We start from the raw sequence: 23,129 nt of genomic DNA, 5'->3' as shown, positions 1-23,129 counted from the left end.
AGAGAACTTCATGTCCATTAGCTCCACCATCAAGTCCATCCAGGACATCATGCGCAAAGACGTTGGCGTAGACGGCGACGCCCAGCGCATCGGCCAGTTGGTTTGGCTGCTATTCCTGAAGATCTTCGATGACCGCGAGCTGGAATGGGAGCTAATGGATGACAACTACCGCTCGCCAATTCCCGACAGCTGCCGCTGGCGTACCTGGGCCGCCGATCCGGAAGGCATGACCGGCGATGCGCTCAAGGACTTTATCGACAACAACCTGTTCCCCCAACTGCAGAACCTGCACGAGTACAGCAACACACCCTCGGCCTTTGTAGTGCGCAGCGTGTTTGAGGACGCGTACAACTATATGAAGTCCGGGCAGTTGCTGCGCCAGGTGATCAACAAGATTCAGGGGGGCGTGGATTTCAACAAGGCTCAGGAGCGCCACGAGTTCGGCAACCTCTACGAGCAACTGCTGCGAGACCTACAGAACGCTGGTAACGCTGGCGAGTTCTACACCCCGCGCCCTGTCACCGAGTTTATGGTGCGTATGGTCGATCCGAAGTTGGACGAAAAGGTTATGGACCCGGCCTGCGGCACCGGTGGCTTTCTCACTTGCGCCATTGAACACAAACGCAGCCGCTATGTAAAAACCGCCGAAGACGAACGCACCCTACAGGCCAGCATTTTCGGCGTGGAAAAAAAGCCGCTGCCGCACCTGCTGGCCACCACGAACATGATCCTGCACGGCATCGAGGTGCCCAACCAGATCCGCCACGACAACACCCTAAGCAAGCCGTTGATCAGTTGGGGCCCAAGCGAGCGCGTGCACTGCATCGTCGCTAACCCACCGTTCGGCGGTATGGAGGAAGATGGCATCGAAACCAACTTCCCCGCCGCTTTCCGCACCCGAGAAACCGCCGATTTGTTTTTGGTGCTGATCATGCAGCTACTGAAAGACGGTGGTCGCGCAGCCGTGGTACTGCCCGATGGTTTTCTGTTTGGTGAAGGAATTAAAAGCCGGATCAAAGAAAAGCTTCTGACCGAGTGCAACTTGCACACCATCGTTCGCCTGCCCAACGGCGTGTTCAACCCCTACACCAGCATCAAGACAAACCTGCTGTTCTTCACCAAGGGCACGCCGACCAAACAGGTGTGGTTCTATGAACACCAATACCCGGCCGGGGTTAAGAACTACTCCAAGACCCGCCCCATGCGCATCGAAGAGTTCGCCGTCGAGGAAACCTGGTGGGGCAGCGAGACCGACGGCTTTGCGACTCGGGTGGAGAACGAATTCGCCTGGAAGGTCAATGTCGAAGATCTGCAAACACGCAACTGGAACCTCGACTGCAAAAATCCACATATCGGAGAACTGATTAACCACGACCCGGAGGAGCTGCTGCGAAGTTATGCCGCTCTACAAGGCGAGATCGGCGATCTGCGCGACCAACTCAAAGCAGTACTGGCTGAAGCCCTGGAGCGCCAGGTATGACGGCGTTGCTCACCGATAATCTGCCGCTATTGGCCGGAGCACCCAACGGCATTAAGAAACTGCGTGAACTGATTCTGGAATTGGCGGTGCGTGGCAAGTTGGTACCGCAAGATCCGAATGATGAGCCGGCCAATAAGTTGCTAAAGCGGATTGCCGAGGAGAAGGCGCGGCTGGTAGCTGAGGGGAAGTTTAAGAAGCAGAAGCCGCTGACCATGATTTACGAGGAAGCACAGCCGTTTGAATTGCCAGCAGGTTGGAAGTGGAGTTCATTGGTGCAAGTGGCATTTGTTAACCCCCGCAATGCTGCAACAGACTCACTTGAAGTCTCGTTTGTGCCTATGACTTTTATTGGTACACGCTTCGACGATCAGCATGCGCAAGAGCCCCGTCTGTGGGGTGAAGTGAAGCAAGGTTTCACGCATTTTGCCGAGGGGGATATTGGTGTGGCGAAAATCACACCTTGCTTTGAGAACAGCAAAGCATGCGTCTTTTCCAATCTCGTGAATGGTTTAGGCGCAGGTACGACTGAGCTGCACATTGTTCGTCCTGTTACCGGAACTCTTGATCCTAGATACGTACTGGCCTATCTGAAATCTCCGCAGTTCTTGCTTGTTGGCGAAACCAAGATGACAGGGACAGCAGGTCAGAAACGATTGCCCAAAGACTTTGTTGAAGCAAATCCGTTTCCACTGCCCCCACTCGCCGAACAACACCGCATCGTCGCAAAAGTCGATGAGCTGATGACCCTTTGCGACCGCCTGGAAGCCCAGCAGGCCGACGCCGGAAACGCCCACGCCCAACTGGTACAAGCGCTGCTCGATAGCCTGACGCAGGCTAGGGATGCCACCGAGTTCGCCGCCAACTGGCAACGCCTGGCCGAACACTTCCACACCCTGTTCACTACCGAACCCAGCATCGGCGCCCTCAAGCAAACCCTGCTGCAACTAGCCGTGATGGGCAAGCTGTTAACGCAAGATCCTAGCGATGAGCCTGCAGGTGAGCTGATTAAAAAAATTGAGCGTGAAAAAAATCGTCAGATCGAAACGGGAAAACTTAAGAGACCAAAACAAGCGGATCCGATTGACGGGGTGAATAAATCCTTCCAAATACCAACAAGTTGGGAGTGGACGCGACTTGCTAATATTACTTTTCAGATAACTGATGGAGCGCACCACACGCCAACATATATTGACGCTGGAATACCGTTTCTATCTGTGAAGGATATGAGCGGAGGTACCTTAGACTTTACAGCTACAAGATTTATTTCTGAGGAAGCACATGAGTTACTTTCGAAGCGTTGCCACCCGCAGCGTGGCGATCTCCTGCTCACGAAAATCGGCACTACGGGCGTACCCGTCATAGTCGACACGGATCAACCTTTTAGTATCTTTGTAAGTGTTGGATTGATTAAAGCACCTTGGGACCATCTGAACGTTAACTACTTACAACTACTGATAGGATCGCCATTTGTGAAAAAACAGTCTGCAGATGGCACCGAAGGAGTGGGTAATAAAAACCTTGTTTTGCGTAAAATTGCTAATTTCTTGATCGCAATTCCGCCTCTCGCCGAACAACACCGCATAGTCGCCAAAGTCGAGGAGCTAATGGTCTTCTGTAACCAACTCAAAACCCGCCTAACTCGGGCTCGTCAATTGAACGAACAGCTAGCCAGCACCTTGGTCGAACGTGCTCTTGCCGGTAATGTCCAACAGACTCCCATTGGTACGCACCAGCAAGCAGCCCGTACTCTGCTCGCCGCAGAAGTCACTCACCGCCTTCATAACCAGCGCACCTTTGGACAACGCAAGCTGCAGAAAGTGATTTACTTGGCCGAGCACGCAGCTGGGCTCTCCGCTATCCAAGGGGAATACTTGCGCGATGCCGCGGGGCCTCATGATCGCCAGTTGATGAATAAGGTTGAAGGCCAGATGCAAACCCATCAGTGGTATGAGCGCATCGAGCGCGAGACTGTTGGACATGCTTACCGCCCGCTGTCCCAAGCTGGGCAGCATCGGCAGGCATATAGCAGCGCCTGGTCGGTCGCTGAGCGGGCCACCATTGAGCAGGTCATCGAGCTAATGCGGGACTGGGATACTGATCGTTGCGAAATGACTGTGACGCTTTATGCCGCCTGGAACGACTTTATTCTCGAAGGCCGCCTGGTTTCCGATGAAGCCATCGTGAACGAAGTCATGCATAGCTGGAACGACACAAAGCTGCGCTTTGGCAAAACCGAATGGTTGGCGGTAATTGCGGAGATGAAAAAACATAAGATCCTAATGCCCACCGGCTTTGGCAAGCGCACCAAAGGTGGCATGCTCAGCTTGCCCGGCTTCGAGTAAACAGATGCCCCCCTTGGCCGTCCTTTGCAAGATACAGAAACGAAGCATATTGCTCATTCCGGCTTCTCTCGGTGTTCCAATCGGTATTCCAAAGAAATTTACAAACCAATATTAATCAATTAAATCAAATAATTAAAAACTCAGTTCAGATTACCCCGGCACGAAAAGAGACATCCACAGACGTCTTTTGTTGTACCTGGCATTCCAGCAACCACAATGCTAGTGTCGCCCCATGACAACCCATTGCCTCACCTCGACAACCACCACCACGACCGCATCAAGCGGAGCGTGCGAGGTGTCGTGAGCCAATAATCAACGAACTTCAAAGGCCCGCCAGCGATGGACAGGGCCTTTTTTATGCCCTTGTGTCGCTGGTTCACACGCAAGGAGATGCACCCATGTACGCCCTGTTGATACTCGATATCCAAGTCGGACTCATTCACGGCCCGGAGAAACCCTGGCGCTGCGACGAGCTGTTGGAAACGCTGAATACCCTGATGCACAAAGCCCGCAGCGCAGGCGCGCCGATTTTTCTCGCGCGTCACATCGGCCCCGTTGGCTCGCCAATCGAGCCGGGCAGCCCGCTTACGCTGGTTGCAGAGGAACTGAAGTTGCTGGGTGGAGAAGTGGTTTTCGAAAAGCGTCGGCCTAACGCTTTTGCAATGACTGATCTGGCTAGCAGTCTGCGCTCCAACGGCGCCACCGGCGTGGTCGTCACTGGGATGAAAACGCAATACTGCGTCGACAGCACCTGCCGTGCCGCGCGTGATCTTGGCTTCGATGCGGTGCTTATCGCCGACGGTCATACCTGTTCTGATACGCCCTTGATGAAAGCCGAGGCCATCGTGGCTCATCACAATGCCACGCTCAACGGGCCGTTCTGCCAGTTGGTTCGGGCTGAGGACTGGAGCTTTTAACAGAGCCTAACGACGGGGAGGTCAACAGGGCCGGGCTTCGGAATTTCCCTGCAAGATGCCGCGCTATTGATGAACTAGCGCACTCCAACCAACACGCCTAGCCTCCCCCAGTCGCCTGCAAAGCCACCATCCGTTCTTGCGAAGCTTTCAGCATCCGCTGGTGCGTATTATGGCGGCTGTGCGTGGGGCACTTTCGGATGCGCCGGGTTCCTTGATGCCTGGTCTGCTAACCCGCGCACAGTCGCCCCAGACATCTCCCCCGAAACCCTGCTGATCCAAGCCAGCGAAACCCTTGCCTCTCTCAACGCCATGACCACCGACCTGGCCTTCGAACTCGAAGGCGCGTACCGTCACAAGCTGCTGGCCACTCAGCAACTGATCGTGCTGGGCGAGTTGTTGGTTGAGCGCGTGCTGGTGCTCACTCAAGACACACAAACATTCCAGTAACCAAAAGGCCGAGACGCGTTCAGCGACTCGGCCTTTTGTTGTGCGTCTGGAATCCCACCACACTTGCGATTACCCTGCTCTCCTCTATCAGACATCCGGAAGTCCGATACCCGTGTTCAAGCCTCTCGCCGTTCTCATCCTTGCCTGCGCTCCTCTGCTTGCCACCGCCGCCGACCTGGCCGGTGTCTGGACAGGCACCTTGGGTAAATCCGCGATCACCGTGTGTTTCAACGGTGCCCACGGCGCCAATGGCAGTTATTACTATCAAAGGATTCTCACGCCCATTCAGCTCACTCAGGTCAACGCCAGTGAGCCATGGGTTGAAGAAGGGCAAACCGGGTTCTGGCAGTTGGATGATCCCCAAGGCGACACGTTGACGGGTACCTGGAGCAAATCCCTCGAGGGTAAAAGCCTCGCGTTGGTGCTGAAACGCAGGGACACGGACGGTTGCGCCAGCGATGCCTATAACAATGCGCTTGAAGCCGTGCCACCCGCGGTAAAGGTCGAACGGAAAACCTTCGCCGAACACGCCTATCAAGTGAAGACCCAAGGAGGCCAGGTCATCCTGAAACTTGAAGGCGACGGTGCGGCCATCGACAAGATCAACCGAGAGCTCGCGCGCATGGCCATCAACCCGGACGGCCAGGCCGATTTCTACAGGGAGCGGCGCAACTCACTGGACCAGAGCGGCGGCACCACCACCAGTGAGATCGCGGTGGAGCCGTTCTACTGGTCATCGCACTGGATCACCGTGCGGTTCTATCGCTGGTCGGCGGGCTACGGACGCGGGGGCATCAGTTGGGGCCTGCACAGTTGGAATCTGCAAACCGGTGAAAAGGTCGACCCCTGGACGTGGTTGGGCGGCCATGAGCAATGGGACACGCCCTACTCGGGCCAGGTCAAGTTGCCGGCCGCTTTCAGCAGCTGGCTGGCCAGGCAGACCACCACCGACGAAGGGTGCCCAGCCGTGACAAGTTATTCCTCGTTCGACTTGAGCTTCAACACCCAGGGCCTGCAACTGTCGACGCCCGCCCAGGGTGATGGCTGCGATAACGAACTGAGTTTTACCTGGGAGCAACTGGAGCCGGTGCTGAGCCCGGAAGGTAGAGCCGCACTGCCCAGCCTGATGGCGCCGTGACCGGCCTTACAAAAAACCCACATTCGTTCACGAAATATTCAGAAACGCCGACGGATACTAGCCCATTGCAATGACCGTTCCCCCGGACGGTCCTCCTGCCCTGGTAGCCACACTCCATGACGCGTCCCGCTCCCCTGCTGTTCCTGCTTGCTGGTCTGTTGTTCTTCTTTGCCCTGGGTAACCACGAGCTGCAAGGCTCCACCGAAGCCCGCGTGGCCGGGATCGCCATGGCCATGCACCTGGACAATAACTGGGTGGTGCCCCAGTTGTTTCGTGAACCGTTCCTGGAAAAACCACCCTTGAGCCTGTGGATCGATGCCGGGGCGATTCGCCTGTTTGGCGGCACCACTTGGGCGGTGCGCCTGGCTTCGGCCTTTGCTGGGTTGTTCAGCGTAATGCTGCTTTACACCATGCTGCGCAGGTTCGGCCGGCCGCAGACGCTGGCCTTCAGCGCCGCGCTGATCCTGGCGACCATGGCCAGTTACTGGAGCAATGCGCGCGGTGTGGGTGAGGATTCGCTGCTCACCCTCGGCGTGACCGCCGCACTGCTGGGGTTTTACCAGGCCGTGCGGCCCGATCGTGAAGGGTCAAGCACAGGCGCATGGGCACTGTTTACCGCAGGGATGGTGATTGCCACCCTCAGCAAAGGCGTGCTGGGCCTGGCGATGCCGGGCATTGTGATTTTTGTATATCTGGTCAGCACCAGCCTCATGGACAAGCGCCTGCGCCTTGGCGACTGGCTCAAGCCCGCGCTGTTCACCTTGCTGGCGCTGGTGCCATTGGTGATCTGGCTGGGCTTCCTGTTCCAGCGTGGCGGCATGCAAGCGGTGGCCGAAGTGCTGCTGACCAACAGCGTCGGCCGTTTCAGCGGTTCGTTTGTCGAGGCAGGCCATTACGAGCCGTTCTACTACTACATCGCCAAGCTGCCCGAGGCGTTCCTGCCGTGGAATATCCTGGTGTACCTGGGCCTGTGGCATTTCCGCAAAAGCCTGGTGCGCAACCGCTACCACCTGTTCTTCAGCGTCTGGCTGGTGGCGCAGTTCACCCTGTTGACCCTGGCCTCGAGCAAACGCACGGTGTACCTGATGGCACTGGCCCCGGCCGCCGCCGTACTGGCCGCGGAATATGCACGGGTGCTGCTGGCGTGGCTGAAAACCCGCAAACCTGCGCTCTACACACATCACAGAACCCTCGTGGGCGGCGTGTTCACCCTGGCCGTGGGCTGCTATCTGATTGCAGCGTTCTGGTTTGCGCCCAAGGCCGATGTGCGCCAGTCGTTCGTCCCGGTGATCAGCCAGGTTCAGGCGTTTAAAGATGAAAGCAGGGAGGTGGTGCTGTTCCAGCCCAACGAACGCATCGCCGGGGCCAGCGTGTTCTATCTGCAGGCCTACTTGCCGATCCTGAAGACCGAGGCCGAGCTGCACAACTACCTCGGCGCCAAGCCCGGCAACATTGCGTTGCTGGACCATACCAATGACCTGGCCACCCCGGTGAAGGTGATCAAGCAGATGTCGATCAACCGCCAGCCTTACTACTTTGTGGAGCAGTAAGGCCGGCGCAGGGCATCAGTGTTTGGTGACCTTGTCCAGGTAACCCATGGCAAACGCCGAGACCACGAAGGTCATGTGGATGATCACGTACCACATCAGGTGCTGCGGATCGACGTTCTTGGCGTCCATGAAGATGCGCAGCAAGTGGATGGACGAAATCGCCACGATGGACGCCGCCACTTTCATCTTCAGCGACGAAGAGTCCATGGTGCCCAGCCAGTTGAGTTTCTCTTTGTTTTCATCGATATCCAGCTGCGAGACGAAGTTCTCGTAGCCGGAAATCATCACCATCACCAGCAAGCCGCCGACCAGGGCCATGTCGATCAACGACAGCAGCAGCAGGATCACATCAGCTTCCAGCATGGAAAACACATTGGGCAGGACGTGGATGATTTCCTGGAAGAACTTCAGCGCCAGGATCAGCAGGCCCAGGGAAAGCCCCAGATAGATAGGCGCCAGCAGCCAGCGTGAGGCGTACATAGTATTTTCGATAAAGCGTTCCATTGGATCTCACACAGCTTGGCTAGAAATGGCGGCGAGTATACCAGCCGCTACAAGACAGCTGTAACCACGAGAAAACTGACCTGTGCGGCATCTGTAAGAGAATTTTTCTGCTAGTGTCGAGCCCAATAACAACTCGGCTCGATGACGTCGGACAGGAAAAACTCAGATGATGGATGTGCGATCCCCTTTGGCCAGTATCGGCCTGTGCGCGGCATTGCTGCTGGCTGGCGGCTGCTCCCCCAGTGACGAGCAGAAGCAGACCACCCTCGAAGAGAAAACCGCAAAGTTCGAACACTCCCTGGACAGCATCCAGGACCCCAAGCTGCGTGACGCCGTCGCCGACCTGGGCGGTTCGCTGCTGTTACTGGAGCGGGCGCGGGTCAAACTCGCCAGCAAGCCCATCGAAGCCGAGTACGGCGAAGACTCCCTGGCCCTGCTCAAGCACTACCCCACGCCCCAGGCGTTGGTGGACACCTACATCAATGGCCTGTTCGTGCTGCGCAAGAGCTCCCATTCCGACTACCTGACCGACTTGCAGCCGGTGTTCCCGTTCAACTTCAACATGCCTGACCAGTTCCCCTTCCCCCACGGCCTGGAATGGCAGTCGGTGACCCTGAGCAACAACAAGGTCATCCCCTTCCAGCCGGAATGGTCGGAAACCGATCCGGGTATCCAGCTGAGCCCCAGCAGCTCCAACCTGACCAACCCCGACGACCTGACGGTGACCTACCCGTTCATCGACGGCATCGAGACGGAAAACAAGAGCCAGCCACAGCCCGTCAGCCTCAAGGGCACGGTGGAAGTGGTCGCGCCGGGCAAGGTGTTGACCTTTGATCTGTCGAAAAAAGACGTAGGCCACAAGCGCACCGAGGGCAACATCACCCTCAACCTGTTGCTCCTGGAAAAAAACTACGCCGAGATCGAGCTGACCAACAGCCAACCGCTGGCGCCTGAAGTCGGTGACGAATCGCCCAACCCGCTGCTGGTGCAGGCGCGGGACAGCACCGGGCAGTTCCTCACCCGGTCGGGCTCGATCAACGAAAGCAGCGCCCAGGTGGCGTTCTACGAAAAACAACTGGCCGAGATGCAAAAGCAGAAAGCCTGGTCGGAGGCGTTCGAAAAACAGCTCACCGAGGAACAAAAAGCTTTCGAACACAAACAGAGCAGCCATTACGCCAAGGTGTATTTCAATGGCGTGATCGACAACCTGCAGGTCAACGTACTGGATTTTTCCACCGCCACGCGCACGCGCAAAGACCTCGACCTGCCCGTGATGCGCTTCGACAAGAACAGCCTGCAGAACACCGTCCAGGCCCTGCCGATGCCGGTCACCGTGTATGACGACGGCGCCGCCAGCTGGCTCAAAGACGCGGGCATGACCGAGGATCAGCTGAAAAACAGCGTCACCATCAGCCAGTCGGTTGAAGACGCCAGCGCTGCGCACATCGTGTTCGACCACCCGTTCACCTTCAATGACGACCTGGTGGGCAGCGAGCGCAACAGCAGCGAATCACCGGTGACCTTCTTCACCGCCGACGAAAAAGGCGAACGCGGCGAGCCGATCGAACTGCCGGCCGAGGCGTTTGAACTGAACCCGGCACGCGGCACCCTCACCTACGACCTGAACCTGTTCCCGGAAAACCCGGCGTATGTGGTGGGCTCGATTCCGCTGTTCCTGGCGACCATCGACAAAGCCGAGATCGACGTGGCCAAGCTGCCCAAGGGGCTGTCGCTCAAGGACAACGCGCTGATCGTCGACCAGAAGGCCTTCCCCGCCGACAGCTGGCGCTTTTACGCCAAGGACGCCAGCGGCAACTACCTCAAGGAAATCCTCGGCGTCAGCCACCGCGCCGAGGAATACGGCACGGCGCTGTTTGACGTGCACTACTTCTACGGCCGGCCGACCACCCTGGAAAGCTACCAGCGCACCGACCTGAGCACCGTGCAATATGGCTTCGAGGTCAAGTTGGACAAACCCGAGAGCAAATAGAGGTCAGTGCTGGGTGTCACCATTGAGCTGTCGCAGATGGGCCTGCATGTGCAGGCACCAGATCTGCGGGTCACCCGCCTTCTCGTAGCCGTGCTGGGTCAGGCTGTCGACGATGGACTCCAGCATGTTTTCCGCGACGAAGGGCCCGGGGAACGGGCCTTGAGACTTGATGGTGGACGGCTGTTCACCGGTCATTCCGGCGGCAAACAACAAGGTCCACATCCCGTTATCCCCCGCAAGAGGGCGAATGGAACATTCGATACGGGTGACCAGGCCAAAGCACTGGCGGGTAAGGCAAAGGTTGCGCGGCATGGCGGCGACCCTCGGTAGATCGGTGTTCAACCTGCGCCTGGGGCGAGGCTGTTTCTATCCCGCGACTCCTGTGGATATCCCTTGAGCACAGAATAGAAGAAAACCACGACAAACCAAGGTTGTAGGGACCAACGGGCGTTGGTCTTACAGTCGCGCCAAATTCATGACGGTTTTACCCGTCATGTGGTGATGGGATTGTTGTGGCTATGGTGCTAGTTGTGGCGAGCCCGCTCGCCACAATTCACGTCGCCATCAGATGGGCTTGGCTTCCGCCAACGCTTCCTGCGCCAACTCCTTTTCCGCTTCCTTCAGGTCATCCTCGCTGATCATCTCGGCAATCGCGCGCAACCGCTCTACCACCCGCGCATTCACCGTGCCTTCCGGAAACTGCCCTTCGGCATCCGGCTCACCGGCATCCTCGCCCACCAACAGGCTCAACGCCTCGTCCGCCTGGCGCACCGCATAGATATGGAACTGCCCGGCACGCACGGCCTGCAGCACCTTCTCATCCAGCATCAGCGTAGCGACGTTGGCCTGGGGAATGATCGCGCCCTGTTCACCGGTCAGGCCACGCGCTTCGCAGAGGCGGAAGAACCCTTCGATCTTCTCGTTGACCCCGCCCACCGCCTGCACTTCACCAAACTGGTTGATGGAGCCGGTGATGGCGAAGCACTGCTTGAGCGGGGTTTTCGACAAGGCCGAGATCAAGGTGCACGCTTCGCCCAGGGAGGCACTGTCGCCGTCCACATAACCGTAGGACTGCTCCAGCGCGATACTCGCCGAGATCGCCAGCGGGAATTCCTGGGCGTAACGGCTGCCCAGGTAACCGGTGAGGATCATCACGCCCTTGGAGTGGATCGGCTGGCCGAGGTTGACCTCACGCTCGATGTCGACAATACCGCTGCCGCCCGGGTACACCGTGGCGGAAATCCGCGCCGGCACACCGAATGCCGAATCGCCCACCTCCAGCACCGTCAGCCCGTTGCACTTGCCCACCGCCGCACCGGCGGTGTCGATCAGGATCACCCCGGCGAGCATGTCGTCAAGAATCCGCGCCGACACCCGCCCGGTACGCGTGGCCTTGGCCTTGAGTGCGCGTTCGATATGCCCGGCATCGGTCATCTCGTCGCCTGCCAGATGGCGAATGAAATCCGCCTCGCTGACCAGCTGGAACAAATCCCCGATACGCGCCGACAAGCGCCCCTGGTGCTCCGCCAGCCGGGCACTGTAGGTGGCCAACCGCGCCACCGCGTCCGAGGTCAGCGGTGCCATGCCTTCTTCCGACGTGCGGGTTTTCAGCAATTGGGCGAACTGCTCCAGGCTTTCGTCGACCATCGGGATGTCTTCGTCGAAGTCCACCAGTACGCGGAACATCTCCTGGAAGTCCGGATCAGCGTCCTGCAACGCGTAGTACAACTGGCGCGAACCAATGATGATCACCTTGACCTGCAACGGGATCATCTGCGGGTTGAGGGTCACGGTGGCCAGGCGGCCCAGTTCGCCCAGCGGCGATTCCATCTTCAGCTTGCGCGATTGCAGGGAGCGCTTGAGGGCGTCCCACACGAACGGCTCGCCGAGCATTTTTTCGGCTTCGAGAATCAGGAAGCCGCCGTTGGCACGGTGCAAGGCGCCCGGGCGCAACTGGCGATAGGTGGTGTAGAGCGCGCCCTGGTCGGTGCTGTACTCGATGCGGCCGAACAGGTTGTCGTAGGTCGGGTGCGGCTCAAACACCACCGGCGCGCCACCGTTGACCGGATGGCCCACCACCAGGCTTGGGCAGTACTGCTCTTCAAGCAGCTTGCGCGCCTGGGCGTCGGTCTTGGCATCGTCCACCAATTGCTCGACCACGGTCTTGAGCAAGTACACCTGCATGGCTTGCAGGTAGCCGCAGACGCCTGCGTTTTCCGCGTACTTTTCCGACAATGGCGCAAGCAGAGGCTGCAGGGCCAGGGTGATGGTTTCTTCGTTGAACTGGCGCAGTTGGTTGTTCGACTCACGCTTCCACTGCGGCAGGCTGGCCAGCTCTTCGTTGAGGCGCTCTTCCAGCTCGGAAATATCCGTGTGGAAGCGCTCGCGGTCGGCTTCCGGCAGCTGCGAGAACTCGGCCTCGTCCAGCGCCTTGCCGTCGAGCATCGGCGTGAAGGCAATGTTGGAGCTGTCGCGGTACAGCGCCACGTCCTTTTCCAGGGCCAGGCGTTCGATCACGTCCAGGGCCTTGTCGTAGCGCTGGTTGAAGGCGCGGTCGATCGCGCTCTTGCGCTGTTGATAAGTCGGGTGCTCAAAGACTGCCGGGAAGGTGGCGACAAGGTTGTCGACCAGACCGTTGATGTCGTTGATGAACGCCGCCGCACCGCCGCCCGGTAATTCAAGAGCACGCGGCTCGCGAGGCTCATCGAAATTATTTACATAGACCCAGTCCGACGGGGTCTGCAGGCGCTTGCCTTCGGCCTTCAGGTAGCGTTTGACGAACGAAAAGCGACCGGTCCCGGGCTCGCCCATGACAAACACGTTGTAACCGGGGCGTGGCATGGCCACACCGAACTGCAACGCTTCAACCGCACGTTCCTGGCCAAGCACACCGCGAAAGGGCTCCAAATCATTGGTGGTCGAGAAGCTGAACTGTTCAGCGGAGAAAGGGCGAGTCAGCGCTTCGGGCGCTAGACGCAAGCTGGCAGCAACAGGATCAGGCATCGGGCTTCCTTACATCAGGCGGGGCAGATGACGGCATTCTGGCTCCCGGTTACGCGCTCTGGCAAGGCGCGCCTATGGGAAAGCATAGACACGGGACGCGCCCTGCAAAAATATCGCGTCATCATCGAATGTTTTAGAAAAATGCACGGAACCCTTGGAACATGCCTAAACTCCAAACTGCGCGGGTTGGACTAATAACTGGCCCCTAGGGCGCCGCGATGCGCCTGAACCCTTGTCCATTGGTTTGCACACAAAGAGAACAAAGCTATGAAACGGATCCTTCTCGGTACTCTCTTCACCGTCGTCTCCCTCAATGCAATGGCAGAAGCACCAGGTGGCCCGAACTGCGGTTGGGGCAACATGTTGTTCGAAGGCCAGCGCGGCACTCCAGCTCACTTCCTGGCTTCCACCACCAACGGTACATCGGGTAACGCCACGTTCGGCATGACCTCGGGCACCAACGGTTGCAGCACCAACAGCGCCCTGACTTACGGCGGCAAATCGTGGATTGCCATGAATGGCATGATGAACGAGCTGTCCGAAGACATGGCCAAGGGTAATGGCGAAGCGCTGACCACCTACGCCGTGGTACTGGGCGTGGCCCCGGAAGATCGCGAACACTTCGCGGCCGTGACCCACGAGCACTTCCAGCAGATCTTCAGCAAGGCTGACGTGACCGCTGACGACGTGCACAACAACACCATTGCTGTACTGAAAAGCGATGCCCGTCTGGCGAAATACGCTACCCAGGCTTAAGCTCGTCCAGCCCGCGCCTGCTTAAGGCGCGGGTTTTATTTTTGGGCCCGCCTCCCCTTTGGGTCTCTCTTATTTCCGACTTAAGTTGCCCCTATGCTCAAACGCTTTGCCTGGACGGCACTCTTCGCCTGCGCCCCGCTGTACGCGGCACCGCATCTTGATGATCAACGTTTGCAGCAATTGGCCAACGATCCGTTCTGGCTGTCCCTCGGCCATTATGAAGCCGGCAAAATCAGTGGCTGGCGCAGTTATGTCAGCGACAAGAAATTCTTCCTCGCAGCCGATGGCGCCCACCACCCGGACGCCGAACTCAAGGCCACCGTTGACGCGCTCTACGCGCCGGTCAGCCTGGGTGAAAAACATGCCCAATGCGTTTACCCCGCACGTACCCGCTGGCTCAAGGATCAGTTGCACCTCACTGACCTGCCCGCCGTGGACTGCACGGAATTCAAGCAATGGTTCAAGGACGTCGCCCCTCACAGCGCGGTGATGATCTTCCCGGCGGCCTACCTCAACAGCCCGTCGTCGATGTTCGGCCACACCCTGCTGCGCATCGACCAGGCCGACGTGCAAAGCAACAACACCGCCCTGCTCAGCTACGCGATCAACTTCGGTGCCTATATCGAAGGCTCCGACAACAGCATCCTCTATGCCTGGAAAGGCCTGATGGGTGGTTATCCCGGCCTGTTCGCCCTGGTGCCCTACCAGGAAAAACTCTCCGAATACCGTAGCCTTGAGAACCGCGACCTGTGGGAATACCGCCTCAACCTCACCCAGGTGGAGACCGAGCGCATGGTCGAGCACGTGTGGGAGCTCAAGCAGATCCAGTTCGATTACTTCTTTTTCGACGAAAACTGCTCCTATCGCCTGCTCGAACTGCTGCAAGTGGCCCGCCCCGGCCTGCGCCTGACCGAACAGTTTCCACTGACCGCCATCCCGACCGACACGGTCAAGGCCGTGAAAGATGCGGGCCTGGTGGAAAGGATAGACTACCGCCCGTCCCGCGAACGCGAGCTGTTGGAGCGCGCCAAGCCGCTGGACAGCGACGAACAGCAATGGGTGTTGAAGGTCAGCGATGACCAGCAGCAATTGCAGGAGCCGGCCTTCAAAGCCCTGCCCCGCGACCGCCAGGCCCTGATCATCGACGCCGCCTACCGCCTCGGCCGCTACCGCGCCAACGGCCTGGAACGCGACACCGTCCGCTCCCAACGCAGCTTCGAACTGCTGCGCGCGATCAACCAGAACCCGGCGCCCGACCTCAAGATCACACCGCCCGGCCTGCCGGAAAACGGCCACGAATCGCGCACCTGGCAAGCCGGCATCGGCACCCGGGGCGACAAGGCCTTCGGCGAATACGGCCTGCGCATGGCCTACCACGACCTCAACGACAACGCTGAAGGTTTCCCCCTCGGCGCACAGATCGAAATCCTGCAAATGAAACTGCGCCAGTACGAAGGCAACCACTGGCAGCTGCAGCAACTGGACCTGGCCACCATCCGCTCCCTGACCCCACGCAACGCCCTGTTGCAGCCGTGGTCCTGGCAAGTCACTGGCGGCCTTGAACGCGTGCCCGGCAAACACGACGACGAAACCCTGGTCGCCCACGTCAACGGCGGCGCCGGCGGCACCTGGCAGTTGAGTGACGACATGCTCGGCTTCGCCCTCGGCACCGTGCGCGTGGAGCACAACAACGACTTCAGCGAAGCCATCTCCCCGGCGGCCGGGTTCAACACCGGCGTGCTGTGGAAGAACCCGCTGGGCAACCTGAGCCTGGAAGCCAAGGGTGACTTCTTCACCAATGGCGAAGTGCGCCGCAGTATCAGCCTGAATCAACAGTGGGAATTGTCGCGCAACCTGGGGCTACGCCTGAGTGCACAGCGCGAGTACAGCCACCTATCGACCCCAGTGAATGAAGTGATGCTTGAAGTGAAGTGGTATCACTACTGACTAAAGCCTGGCCGAGATCAGCCTGTGGGAGGGGGCTTGCCCCCGATAGCAGTGCATCAGTCACATATCCATCGCCTGACACGCCGCCATCGGAGGCAAGCCTCCTCCCACATTGGGTCAGCGTCTATTCAGTTTCTTCTAAAAGGAGCCCCACCAACATGGCCGTTAACTGCACCAGCCTCGAAGAAGTCCGCACCCACATCGACCGCCTCGACCAGCAGATCGTCACCCTGCTGGCCGAGCGTGGCGGCTACGTCTCCCAGGCCGCGCGCTTCAAGAAAGACACGGACAGCGTCAAGGCCCCACAACGGGTTGAACAGGTAATCGCCAAGGTGCGGGAGATATCCCAGGCAGTGGGTGCCAATCCCGAGGTCACGGAACAGGTGTATCGCGCGATGATTGCGGCGTTTATCCAGCAGGAATTGGCGGAGCATGCTGCGTTCACGGAAACTCGCTAAGAATTACCCAAATTATTCGCCTACACAGCAAACTCACAAGCCATCCTCAAGCCCCTGATTACTAAGAAGGAAATCTTGCGGTTTTTTTAGCTTTTTTGAGTCATCGAAAACTTGCTCCGACGAAGCCTCGCTTTATGGGGATTTGTGTCTAATCTCGGGTAGCAATCAAATTGCCATCACGTCTATACACGGATCTGAATAGGTAAGAGTCTTACTATGGAATTTTTCGAAAAGCTCACCAGTCTGGCCGCTAAGGTTCGGTTGCAAGGCCCGGCCATTCAAACAGAAGAAGCGACCAAAAATGCTTTTGTAATGCCGTTTATCAACACGGTACTGGGTTATGACGTGTTTGATCCGCAGGAGGTGACGCCTGAGTTTGTCTGCGATGTCGGGACGAAGAAAGGTGAAAAAATCGACTACGCCATCATGAAAGACGGTGAAGTTCAGATACTCATTGAATGCAAAAAGATCGGCGAGTCACTGAGCATCAATCATGCCTCGCAACTGTTTCGGTATTTTCATGTCACCAGCGCAAGAATCTCAATTCTCACCAACGGCCAGGTCTATCGGTTTTTTACTGACTTGGACGCACCGAATAAAATGGACGAAAAGCCATTTCTTGAGCTAGACCTGCTGGACATTGATGAATACTCCGTACCGGAGTTGATAAAGCTGACCAAGTCAGCCTTCGACGTCGATTCAATCATCAGCGCTGCGGGAGAGCTGAAATATGTCAGCCAGCTCAAGAAGCTGATTGGCGCTCAAGTCAGTAAACCGGAAGACGACTTCGTTAAATTCTTTGCCTCCCGCGTTTACGAGGGAGTCATCACTCAGAGAGTCCGTGAGCAGTTTTTCGAACTGACACGTAAAGCCTTGGCTCAGTTTCTGAATGACCAGATCAATGATCGACTCAAGTCGGCCATGAGCGGGGTAATTCAACCGACGATAGCTTCATTGACCGTCACGAACAGCGCAAATACGGATCTTCAGGAACGAGACGAATCGGAAGACAAGATCCTGACGACGCTTGAAGAACTGGAGGGCTATCACATCGTCCGCGCTGTCGTACGCTCCGTTGTAGATGCCAAACGAATCGTTCAACGCGATACCCAAAGCTATTTTGGGATATTACTGGACGACAACAATCGCAAGCCTATCTGCCGTCTTCACTTCAATCGCAGCCAAAAATACCTCGGGATATTCGACGAGGAAAAAAATGAAACCCGGCACGCCATTTCATCCATTGATGAGATTTACGAATACGCGGATCAACTGAAAAAAACAGTGGGTTATTACGACTGAAGGCCGCACCGGAATATTTTCAGCCGTCGATAACCCCGTGGCGAGCGGGCTTGCCCCGCGTTGGGCTGCGCAGCAGCCCCATAACAATCAATTGAGGAGTGCCAGACACACCGCGCTACTCTTTATTGGGGCTGCTGCGCAGCCCAACGCGGAGCAAGCCCGCTCACCACAGAAGCAATTTCACCTCTTAAGTTGCAGATGTCATCGCCTGGGTCAGGTCATCCACTACGGCTTTGCCCATCTCACACAGATAGTGCGCCGCCCAGGCGTATTGCTCGCCACGTACATCCATCGCGGCTTCCATGGCGAGTTTCTTGGAATAAAAAAGCAAAGTGGAGGCGTGTTCCAAGGCTTCCTCAATCGGCATGCCGGAATTGACACGAAACAGCAGTTTTTCGTTTTCGCCGTAGTCGCCGAAAGTGACGACACCGAGTGTGGTGATTGCGGACAAGGGTGGATCAGGGACGACTTTGCTCATGATGATTGCTCTCTTGTGAAGTCGAGCCACCAGATCACATCGCTAAACATGAAGAGGGTGGCAGCTGTGTGCAGGTTAGCGATCCGGGTCTGAGAGCACCCCGGGTAGACTCAAAAGTCTCCCGCACACAGCCGCCATAAAACGCTAAAAGCTAACAGATGCCAGCTAATACTGTTGGGAGCGGTGCCACTCTTGAGGCTCGGATCGCTAAACCCGGTCGCTGATATGCAGCGACCCAAAGAGGCTAATGATCCAAACGGTACGGCACAATAGGCCAGAGATTCTCTAGGAAACGTCCTGCAATTTAAAGCGAATCGTCGTTGATGCCCCTTTAACCCAACGCCATTCTCACCTCCCTTTCACACCTCCCCGACAATTACCCTTCTAGACTTCCCCTATCAGCCGTGAAACGGCCAGGGAGTACGCCATGTGGCGGTGTGCGGTAATGCTGTGTGCAGTGGTGGTGTTGGCGGGTTGCCAGTCGACCCATCAAGAGTTGTTGGCCAAGGGTTACCCACCGGCGTTTGCCGATGGTTTCGATGACGGGTGCAGCAGCGGTCGCCAGGCGGCCGGGGTGATCAGCGGGGAATTTCGCAAGAACGTGCCGCGTTATCTCAAGGTCCGTGAATACGCCGAGGGCTGGGAAGATGGCTTTCGCCAGTGCAAGGCCATGCGCGAGAACGAAGAGCTGCGCGACTACAAGGACAATCACTGGGATGACCGCGAACGCGCCTGGCAACACGAAAAGGACCGCGACGCCGCCAGGGCCTATCGTTCGCAGTAGGTCGCTTTCAGACATCCATCGAAACTAATGCGCGGCGATCATGGCCCAAACTCCATTGAGGGAGAACGTCATGAGCCGAGCTTTTGTAAACGAGGACAACGCCGCCGCCCAGGCCGACCAGCCGGTGGAGCGCCAGGTCAGCGAGCAACCCAACCGCCTCACCGCGCAAGGGCTGGCGCAGTTGCAGGCCAAGGTTGCGCAGTTGCAGCACGAATATGGCCTGGAATCCGCCAAAGACGATAAACAGCGCCAGGCGGATCTTGAGCGGGATTTGCGTTACTTCAACCAAAGGGTGCAAAGCGCCCAAGTGGTGGCACCCGCAACGTCCACCGACAAGGTGCAGATCGGCAGTTGGGTGACCTTCGCCAATGAGCTGGACGAACAGCAACGCATCCAATTGGTCGGTGAAGACCAGGCCGATGCCGGCGCAGGCTTGATCAACTGGGGTTCGCCCCTGGGCCGCGCCTTGCTGGGCGCCCAGGTCGGCGACGAGGTGTTGTGGCAACGCCCCGTCGGCGATCAGTTGATCGAAGTGCTGCGGGTCGAGCCCGAGGCCTAGACGATGCCTTGGGCCAGCATCGCGTCGGCAACTTTGACAAAACCTGCGATGTTCGCGCCTTTGACGTAGTTGATGCGGCCGTTTTCTTCGCCGTAGTGCACGCAGGCATGGTGGATCGACTGCATGATGTTGTGCAGCTTGCTGTCCACCTCACCGGCGGTCCACAGCAGGCGCATGGCGTTCTGTGACATTTCCAGGCCACTCACCGCCACGCCACCGGCATTGGACGCCTTGCCCGGGGCGAACAGAATGCCGGCCTCGATAAAGATATCCACAGCCTCCAGGGTGGTCGGCATGTTGGCGCCTTCGGCCACGCAGATGCAGCCGTTGCGCAGTAGAGTGCGGGCGGCCTCGGCATCGAGTTCGTTCTGGGTAGCGCAGGGCAGTGCAATATCGCAAGCCAGTTCCCAGGGGGTTTTACCGGCGCGGAATTCCAGGCCATAACGCGAAGCCAGTTCGCTGATGCGCCCGCGCTGCACGTTTTTCAGCTCCAACAGGGCCGACCATTGCTCCTCGGTCAAACCGCTTTCGGCGTACAGGGTGCCTTCGGAATCGGACAAGGAAATCACTTTGCCACCCAGGTCCATGACCTTGCGCGCCGCGTATTGCGCCACGTTGCCGGAACCGGACACCGCCACGCGCTTGCCTTCAACCCGCTGGTTGTTGCGCTTGAGCATTTCTTCGGCGAAGTACACGCAGCCAAAACCGGTGGCTTCCGGGCGAATCAGGCTGCCGCCGTAGGTCATGCCCTTGCCGGTCAGCACCGAGGTGAACTGGTTGCTCAGGCGTTTGTACTGGCCGAACAGGAAGCCGATCTCACGGGCGCCAACGCCGATGTCACCGGCCGGCACGTCCACATCCGCGCCGATATGGCGATACAACTCGCTCATGAAGGCCTGGCAGAAGCGCATGACTTCGGCGTCGCTCTTACCTTTTGGATCAAAGTCCGAGCCGCCTTTGCCGCCGCCCATGGGCAGCGACGTCAGGGAATTCTTGAAGGTCTGCTCGAAGGCGAGGAATTTCAGCACGCCCAGGTTGACCGACGGGTGGAAGCGCAAGCCGCCTTTGTAAGGGCCGATGGCGCTGTTCATCTGGATACGGAAACCGCGATTGACCTGGACCCTGCCATGATCATCCACCCACGACACCCGGAAGGTAATCGCGCGTTCCGGCTCGCAGATGCGCTCCAGGATGCCCGAGGTCAGGTAGTGGGGGTTGGCTTCAAGAAACGGCCACAGGCTGCGTAGGACTTCTTCTACGGCCTGGTGGAATTCCGGCTGGTCAGGGTCGCGTTTCTTGAGGCGGGCGAGGAAAGATTCGACGGATTCGATCATGAAAAGTCTCGGCAAATTTTTAATTGTTAACGGAGATTGAGCCGGACTTTATCAATTCATTCCGCACTGCGACAGGGCAAAATGTCGCATTTGTGAATTTAAATGGTGCGCTTTATATAAATATATCCAGTTTCAGGGGCTTTTATGCACCCTTTCAGGGATTCAAATCAAACCGCACGCACCATCAAATTCCAGGCAAAAAAAACGGAGCCCGAAGGCTCCGCTCTTTCAAACCACCAGCCCGGATCAGGCCAGTTTTTTGTGACGCACACGGTGCGGCTGGGCAGCAGCTTCGCCCAAGCGTTTTTTACGGTCCGCTTCGTACTCGGTGTAGTTACCTTCGAAGAACACCGCTTGCGAGTCGTCTTCGTACGCCAGGATGTGCGTCGCGACGCGGTCAAGGAACCACCGATCGTGAGAGATCACAATGGCAGCACCCGGGAAGTCCAGCAGGGCTTCTTCCAGGGAACGCAGGGTTTCAACGTCGAGGTCGTTGGACGGTTCGTCGAGCAGCAGGACGTTGCCGCCCTCCTTCAGGGTCAGGGCCAGGTGCAAGCGACCGCGCTCACCACCGGACAGGTCCTTGACGAACTTCTGTTGGTCGCCGCCCTTGAAGTTGAAACGGCCTACATAGGTACGCGACGGGATTTCATAGTTGCCGATGCGGATCTGGTCGGAGCCGTCGGAAATCTGCTGGAACACGGTCTTGCTGCCGTCGAGGTCTTCACGGCTCTGGTCCACGCAGGCCAGTTGCACGGTTTCGCCGACTTCGATGGTGCCCGAATCCGGGGTTTCCTTGCCCATCAGCATGCGGAACAGCGTGGATTTACCCGCACCGTTACCGCCGATTACGCCGACGATCGCGCCTTTTGGCATGGAGAACGACAGGTTGTCGATCAGTACGCGGTCGCCATAGCCTTTCGTAACGTTTTTGAACTCGATGACCTTGTCACCCAGGCGCGGACCGGCCGGGATGTAGATCTCGTTGGTTTCCGAGCGCTTCTGGAATTCCTGCGATTGCATTTCTTCAAAGCGTTGCAGACGCGCCTTGGACTTGGACTGGCGGGCCTTGGCGCCTTTGCGCACCCACTCCAGTTCTTCCTTCATGGCTTTTTCATGGGCCGATTGCTGCTTGGATTCGGCGGCCAGACGGTCGGACTTGGCTTCCAGCCAACCGGAGTAGTTGCCCTCGTAAGGGATACCGGCGCCACGGTCGAGCTCGAGGATCCAGCCGGCGACGTTGTCCAGAAAGTAGCGGTCGTGCGTGATCGCAACCACGGTGCCTGGGAAATCGTGGAGGAAGTGTTCCAGCCAGGCGACGGAATCGGCGTCCAGGTGGTTGGTCGGTTCGTCGAGCAGCAGCATGTCGGGGGCCGACAGCAGCAGGCGGCACAGGGCCACGCGGCGCTTCTCGCCACCGGACAGGTGTTCGACCTTGGCGTCCCATGCCGGCAGGCGCAGCGCGTCGGCGGCGACTTCCAGCTGGCGCTCCAGGTTATGACCGTCGCCGGCCTGCAGGATGGCTTCGAGCTTGGCCTGTTCGGCGGCGAGCTTGTCGAAGTCGGCGTCCGGTTCGGCGTAGGCAGCGTAGACCTCGTCCAGGCGCGCCTGGGCGTCCTTGATCACGCTGACGGCTTCTTCGACCACTTCACGCACGGTCTTGGTCGGATCCAGGATCGGCTCTTGCGGCAGGTAGCCGATGTTCAGGTCTGGCATCGGGCGGGCTTCGCCTTCGAACTCGGTGTCGACGCCGGCCATGATTTTCAGCAGCGTGGATTTACCCGAACCGTTGAGGCCGAGTACGCCGATCTTGGCGCCGGGGAAAAAGGACAACGAAATGTTTTTCAGGATTTCCCGCTTCGGGGGGACAACTTTGCCCAGCCGATGCATGGTGAAGACGTATTGAGCCATGGTGAACCTAGCGTCAGTGACTGATGAATTAAGCGGGCGAAGCCCGTGCCAGGCCATGCGCGGCGCGGGCCGTTGACTATCATCAATGCCAGCGTGCGGTATAAAGCCTGAATATCTGGGGCTGGAACGCCCCCGCGTAACCGGCAAAGCTACCTGAATGCGCTTGGTCAGTCCAGCCAGGCAAGGGCTGGCACTTTGCCACAAGTCAAGGCATGCTAGCCGCCCTCCG

General features: G+C 58.1%; 18 protein-coding genes and 1 pseudogene. 13 read left to right on the top strand and 6 right to left on the bottom strand.

Annotated elements, in window-relative coordinates; genetic code table 11:
- The first annotated feature begins 10 nt into the window (after positions 1-10).
- The 6 genes and pseudogenes from BFN10_RS12865 to BFN10_RS12840 all read left to right on the top strand — a co-directional run bounded on the left by BFN10_RS12865 (position 11) and on the right by BFN10_RS12840 (position 7,874).
- Complete coding sequence (locus BFN10_RS12865; RefSeq protein ID WP_071489979.1) at positions 11-1,480, top strand: type I restriction-modification system subunit M; 1,470 nt, start codon at positions 11-13, stop codon at positions 1,478-1,480.
- Positions 1,477-3,822 carry a restriction endonuclease subunit S gene (locus tag BFN10_RS12860; protein WP_071489978.1) on the top strand — a complete coding sequence of 782 codons (2,346 nt, stop codon included), beginning with the start codon at positions 1,477-1,479 and terminating at the stop codon, positions 3,820-3,822. Before BFN10_RS12865 ends, BFN10_RS12860 begins: the two co-directional genes overlap by 4 nt.
- Positions 3,823-4,220: 398 nt before the next feature.
- Positions 4,221-4,739, top strand: a complete 519-nt coding sequence (locus BFN10_RS12855; protein ID WP_071489977.1) for a cysteine hydrolase family protein — start codon at positions 4,221-4,223, stop codon at positions 4,737-4,739.
- 237 nt (positions 4,740-4,976) lie between these two features.
- Positions 4,977-5,186: pseudogene (locus tag BFN10_RS12850) on the top strand (DUF6124 family protein); the annotation flags it as partial.
- A 112-nt stretch (positions 5,187-5,298) separates the two neighbouring features.
- Positions 5,299-6,324 (top strand): hypothetical protein, encoded by a 1,026-nt coding sequence (locus tag BFN10_RS12845; protein ID WP_071489975.1) that lies wholly within the window; start codon positions 5,299-5,301, stop codon positions 6,322-6,324.
- 116 nt (positions 6,325-6,440) lie between these two features.
- On the top strand, positions 6,441-7,874 hold the full coding sequence (locus tag BFN10_RS12840; RefSeq protein ID WP_071489974.1) for an ArnT family glycosyltransferase: 1,434 nt from the start codon (positions 6,441-6,443) through the stop codon (positions 7,872-7,874).
- Positions 7,875-7,889: 15 nt separating this feature from the next.
- On the opposite strand, the gene BFN10_RS12835 is transcribed toward BFN10_RS12840, so the two are convergent.
- Positions 7,890-8,378, bottom strand: coding sequence for a TIGR00645 family protein (locus BFN10_RS12835; RefSeq protein ID WP_071489973.1), 489 nt, complete (start codon positions 8,376-8,378; stop codon positions 7,890-7,892).
- Between the two features lie 166 nt (positions 8,379-8,544).
- Here BFN10_RS12835 and BFN10_RS12830 point away from each other — a divergent pair, with 166 nt between their 5' ends.
- Positions 8,545-10,368 carry a hypothetical protein gene (locus tag BFN10_RS12830; RefSeq protein ID WP_083351507.1) on the top strand — a complete coding sequence of 608 codons (1,824 nt, stop codon included), beginning with the start codon at positions 8,545-8,547 and terminating at the stop codon, positions 10,366-10,368.
- A gap of 3 nt (positions 10,369-10,371) precedes the next feature.
- Here BFN10_RS12830 and BFN10_RS12825 read toward each other — a convergent pair whose 3' ends face one another.
- Both BFN10_RS12825 and BFN10_RS12820 read right to left on the bottom strand, forming a co-directional pair.
- Complete coding sequence (locus BFN10_RS12825) at positions 10,372-10,680, bottom strand: PA4575 family protein (protein ID WP_058427690.1); 309 nt, start codon at positions 10,678-10,680, stop codon at positions 10,372-10,374.
- Between the two features lie 252 nt (positions 10,681-10,932).
- Complete coding sequence (locus BFN10_RS12820; protein ID WP_071489972.1) at positions 10,933-13,371, bottom strand: Lon protease family protein; 2,439 nt, start codon at positions 13,369-13,371, stop codon at positions 10,933-10,935.
- A 267-nt stretch (positions 13,372-13,638) separates the two neighbouring features.
- Here BFN10_RS12820 and BFN10_RS12815 point away from each other — a divergent pair, with 267 nt between their 5' ends.
- The 4 genes from BFN10_RS12815 to BFN10_RS12800 all read left to right on the top strand — a co-directional run bounded on the left by BFN10_RS12815 (position 13,639) and on the right by BFN10_RS12800 (position 17,834).
- A complete protein-coding gene (locus BFN10_RS12815; RefSeq protein ID WP_015885974.1) occupies positions 13,639-14,127 on the top strand; it encodes a DUF3015 domain-containing protein in 489 nt (162 codons plus the stop codon).
- A gap of 93 nt (positions 14,128-14,220) precedes the next feature.
- Entirely contained in the window at positions 14,221-16,074 is a 1,854-nt protein-coding gene (locus tag BFN10_RS12810; RefSeq protein ID WP_071489971.1) for an Lnb N-terminal periplasmic domain-containing protein, read from the top strand.
- A 158-nt stretch (positions 16,075-16,232) separates the two neighbouring features.
- Entirely contained in the window at positions 16,233-16,532 is a 300-nt protein-coding gene (locus BFN10_RS12805) for a chorismate mutase (RefSeq protein ID WP_071489970.1), read from the top strand.
- A 216-nt stretch (positions 16,533-16,748) separates the two neighbouring features.
- Positions 16,749-17,834, top strand: coding sequence for a type I restriction endonuclease (locus tag BFN10_RS12800; RefSeq protein ID WP_071489969.1), 1,086 nt, complete (start codon positions 16,749-16,751; stop codon positions 17,832-17,834).
- Positions 17,835-18,021: 187 nt separating this feature from the next.
- Here BFN10_RS12800 and BFN10_RS12795 read toward each other — a convergent pair whose 3' ends face one another.
- Complete coding sequence (locus BFN10_RS12795; protein WP_071489968.1) at positions 18,022-18,312, bottom strand: DUF3077 domain-containing protein; 291 nt, start codon at positions 18,310-18,312, stop codon at positions 18,022-18,024.
- Between the two features lie 427 nt (positions 18,313-18,739).
- Between BFN10_RS12795 and BFN10_RS12790 the strand changes: the two genes are divergently transcribed.
- Both BFN10_RS12790 and BFN10_RS12785 read left to right on the top strand, forming a co-directional pair.
- Positions 18,740-19,096: a hypothetical protein gene (locus BFN10_RS12790; RefSeq protein WP_071489967.1), complete on the top strand. Its 357-nt coding sequence runs from the start codon at positions 18,740-18,742 to the stop codon at positions 19,094-19,096.
- A gap of 70 nt (positions 19,097-19,166) precedes the next feature.
- Positions 19,167-19,655, top strand: a complete 489-nt coding sequence (locus tag BFN10_RS12785; protein ID WP_071489966.1) for a GreA/GreB family elongation factor — start codon at positions 19,167-19,169, stop codon at positions 19,653-19,655.
- Here the strand turns inward: BFN10_RS12785 and gdhA are convergent.
- A complete protein-coding gene (gene gdhA, locus BFN10_RS12780) occupies positions 19,652-20,989 on the bottom strand; it encodes an NADP-specific glutamate dehydrogenase (protein WP_071489965.1) in 1,338 nt (445 codons plus the stop codon). The genes BFN10_RS12785 and gdhA overlap by 4 nt on opposite strands.
- A 246-nt stretch (positions 20,990-21,235) precedes the next feature.
- A complete protein-coding gene (gene ettA / locus BFN10_RS12775; RefSeq protein WP_071489964.1) occupies positions 21,236-22,900 on the bottom strand; it encodes an energy-dependent translational throttle protein EttA in 1,665 nt (554 codons plus the stop codon).
- Positions 22,901-23,129 lie beyond the last annotated feature (229 nt).

Origin of the sequence: Pseudomonas extremorientalis, assembly GCF_001870465.1 — a bacterium.
GTDB lineage: Bacteria > Pseudomonadota > Gammaproteobacteria > Pseudomonadales > Pseudomonadaceae > Aquipseudomonas > Aquipseudomonas extremorientalis.
Note: the sequence above shows the minus strand (reverse complement) of the source record. Positions and strands in the feature narration are given on the sequence as shown.

What these genes read in the sequence shown, in the direction of transcription:
- BFN10_RS12825 (WP_058427690.1), bottom strand. Translation starts at nt 10,680, where the DNA reads ATGCCGCGCAACCTTTGCCTTACCCGCCAGTGCTTTGGCCTGGTCACC.
- BFN10_RS12865 (WP_071489979.1), top strand. Translation starts at nt 11, where the DNA reads ATGTCCATTAGCTCCACCATCAAGTCCATCCAGGACATCATGCGCAAA.
- BFN10_RS12795 (WP_071489968.1), bottom strand. Translation starts at nt 18,312, where the DNA reads ATGAGCAAAGTCGTCCCTGATCCACCCTTGTCCGCAATCACCACACTC.
- ettA (WP_071489964.1), bottom strand. Translation starts at nt 22,900, where the DNA reads ATGGCTCAATACGTCTTCACCATGCATCGGCTGGGCAAAGTTGTCCCC.
- BFN10_RS12830 (WP_083351507.1), top strand. Translation starts at nt 8,545, where the DNA reads ATGATGGATGTGCGATCCCCTTTGGCCAGTATCGGCCTGTGCGCGGCA.
- BFN10_RS12790 (WP_071489967.1), top strand. Translation starts at nt 18,740, where the DNA reads ATGTGGCGGTGTGCGGTAATGCTGTGTGCAGTGGTGGTGTTGGCGGGT.
- gdhA (WP_071489965.1), bottom strand. Translation starts at nt 20,989, where the DNA reads ATGATCGAATCCGTCGAATCTTTCCTCGCCCGCCTCAAGAAACGCGAC.
- BFN10_RS12815 (WP_015885974.1), top strand. Translation starts at nt 13,639, where the DNA reads ATGAAACGGATCCTTCTCGGTACTCTCTTCACCGTCGTCTCCCTCAAT.
- BFN10_RS12840 (WP_071489974.1), top strand. Translation starts at nt 6,441, where the DNA reads ATGACGCGTCCCGCTCCCCTGCTGTTCCTGCTTGCTGGTCTGTTGTTC.
- BFN10_RS12810 (WP_071489971.1), top strand. Translation starts at nt 14,221, where the DNA reads ATGCTCAAACGCTTTGCCTGGACGGCACTCTTCGCCTGCGCCCCGCTG.
- BFN10_RS12835 (WP_071489973.1), bottom strand. Translation starts at nt 8,378, where the DNA reads ATGGAACGCTTTATCGAAAATACTATGTACGCCTCACGCTGGCTGCTG.
- BFN10_RS12855 (WP_071489977.1), top strand. Translation starts at nt 4,221, where the DNA reads ATGTACGCCCTGTTGATACTCGATATCCAAGTCGGACTCATTCACGGC.
- BFN10_RS12805 (WP_071489970.1), top strand. Translation starts at nt 16,233, where the DNA reads ATGGCCGTTAACTGCACCAGCCTCGAAGAAGTCCGCACCCACATCGAC.
- BFN10_RS12820 (WP_071489972.1), bottom strand. Translation starts at nt 13,371, where the DNA reads ATGCCTGATCCTGTTGCTGCCAGCTTGCGTCTAGCGCCCGAAGCGCTG.
- BFN10_RS12860 (WP_071489978.1), top strand. Translation starts at nt 1,477, where the DNA reads ATGACGGCGTTGCTCACCGATAATCTGCCGCTATTGGCCGGAGCACCC.
- BFN10_RS12800 (WP_071489969.1), top strand. Translation starts at nt 16,749, where the DNA reads ATGGAATTTTTCGAAAAGCTCACCAGTCTGGCCGCTAAGGTTCGGTTG.
- BFN10_RS12785 (WP_071489966.1), top strand. Translation starts at nt 19,167, where the DNA reads ATGAGCCGAGCTTTTGTAAACGAGGACAACGCCGCCGCCCAGGCCGAC.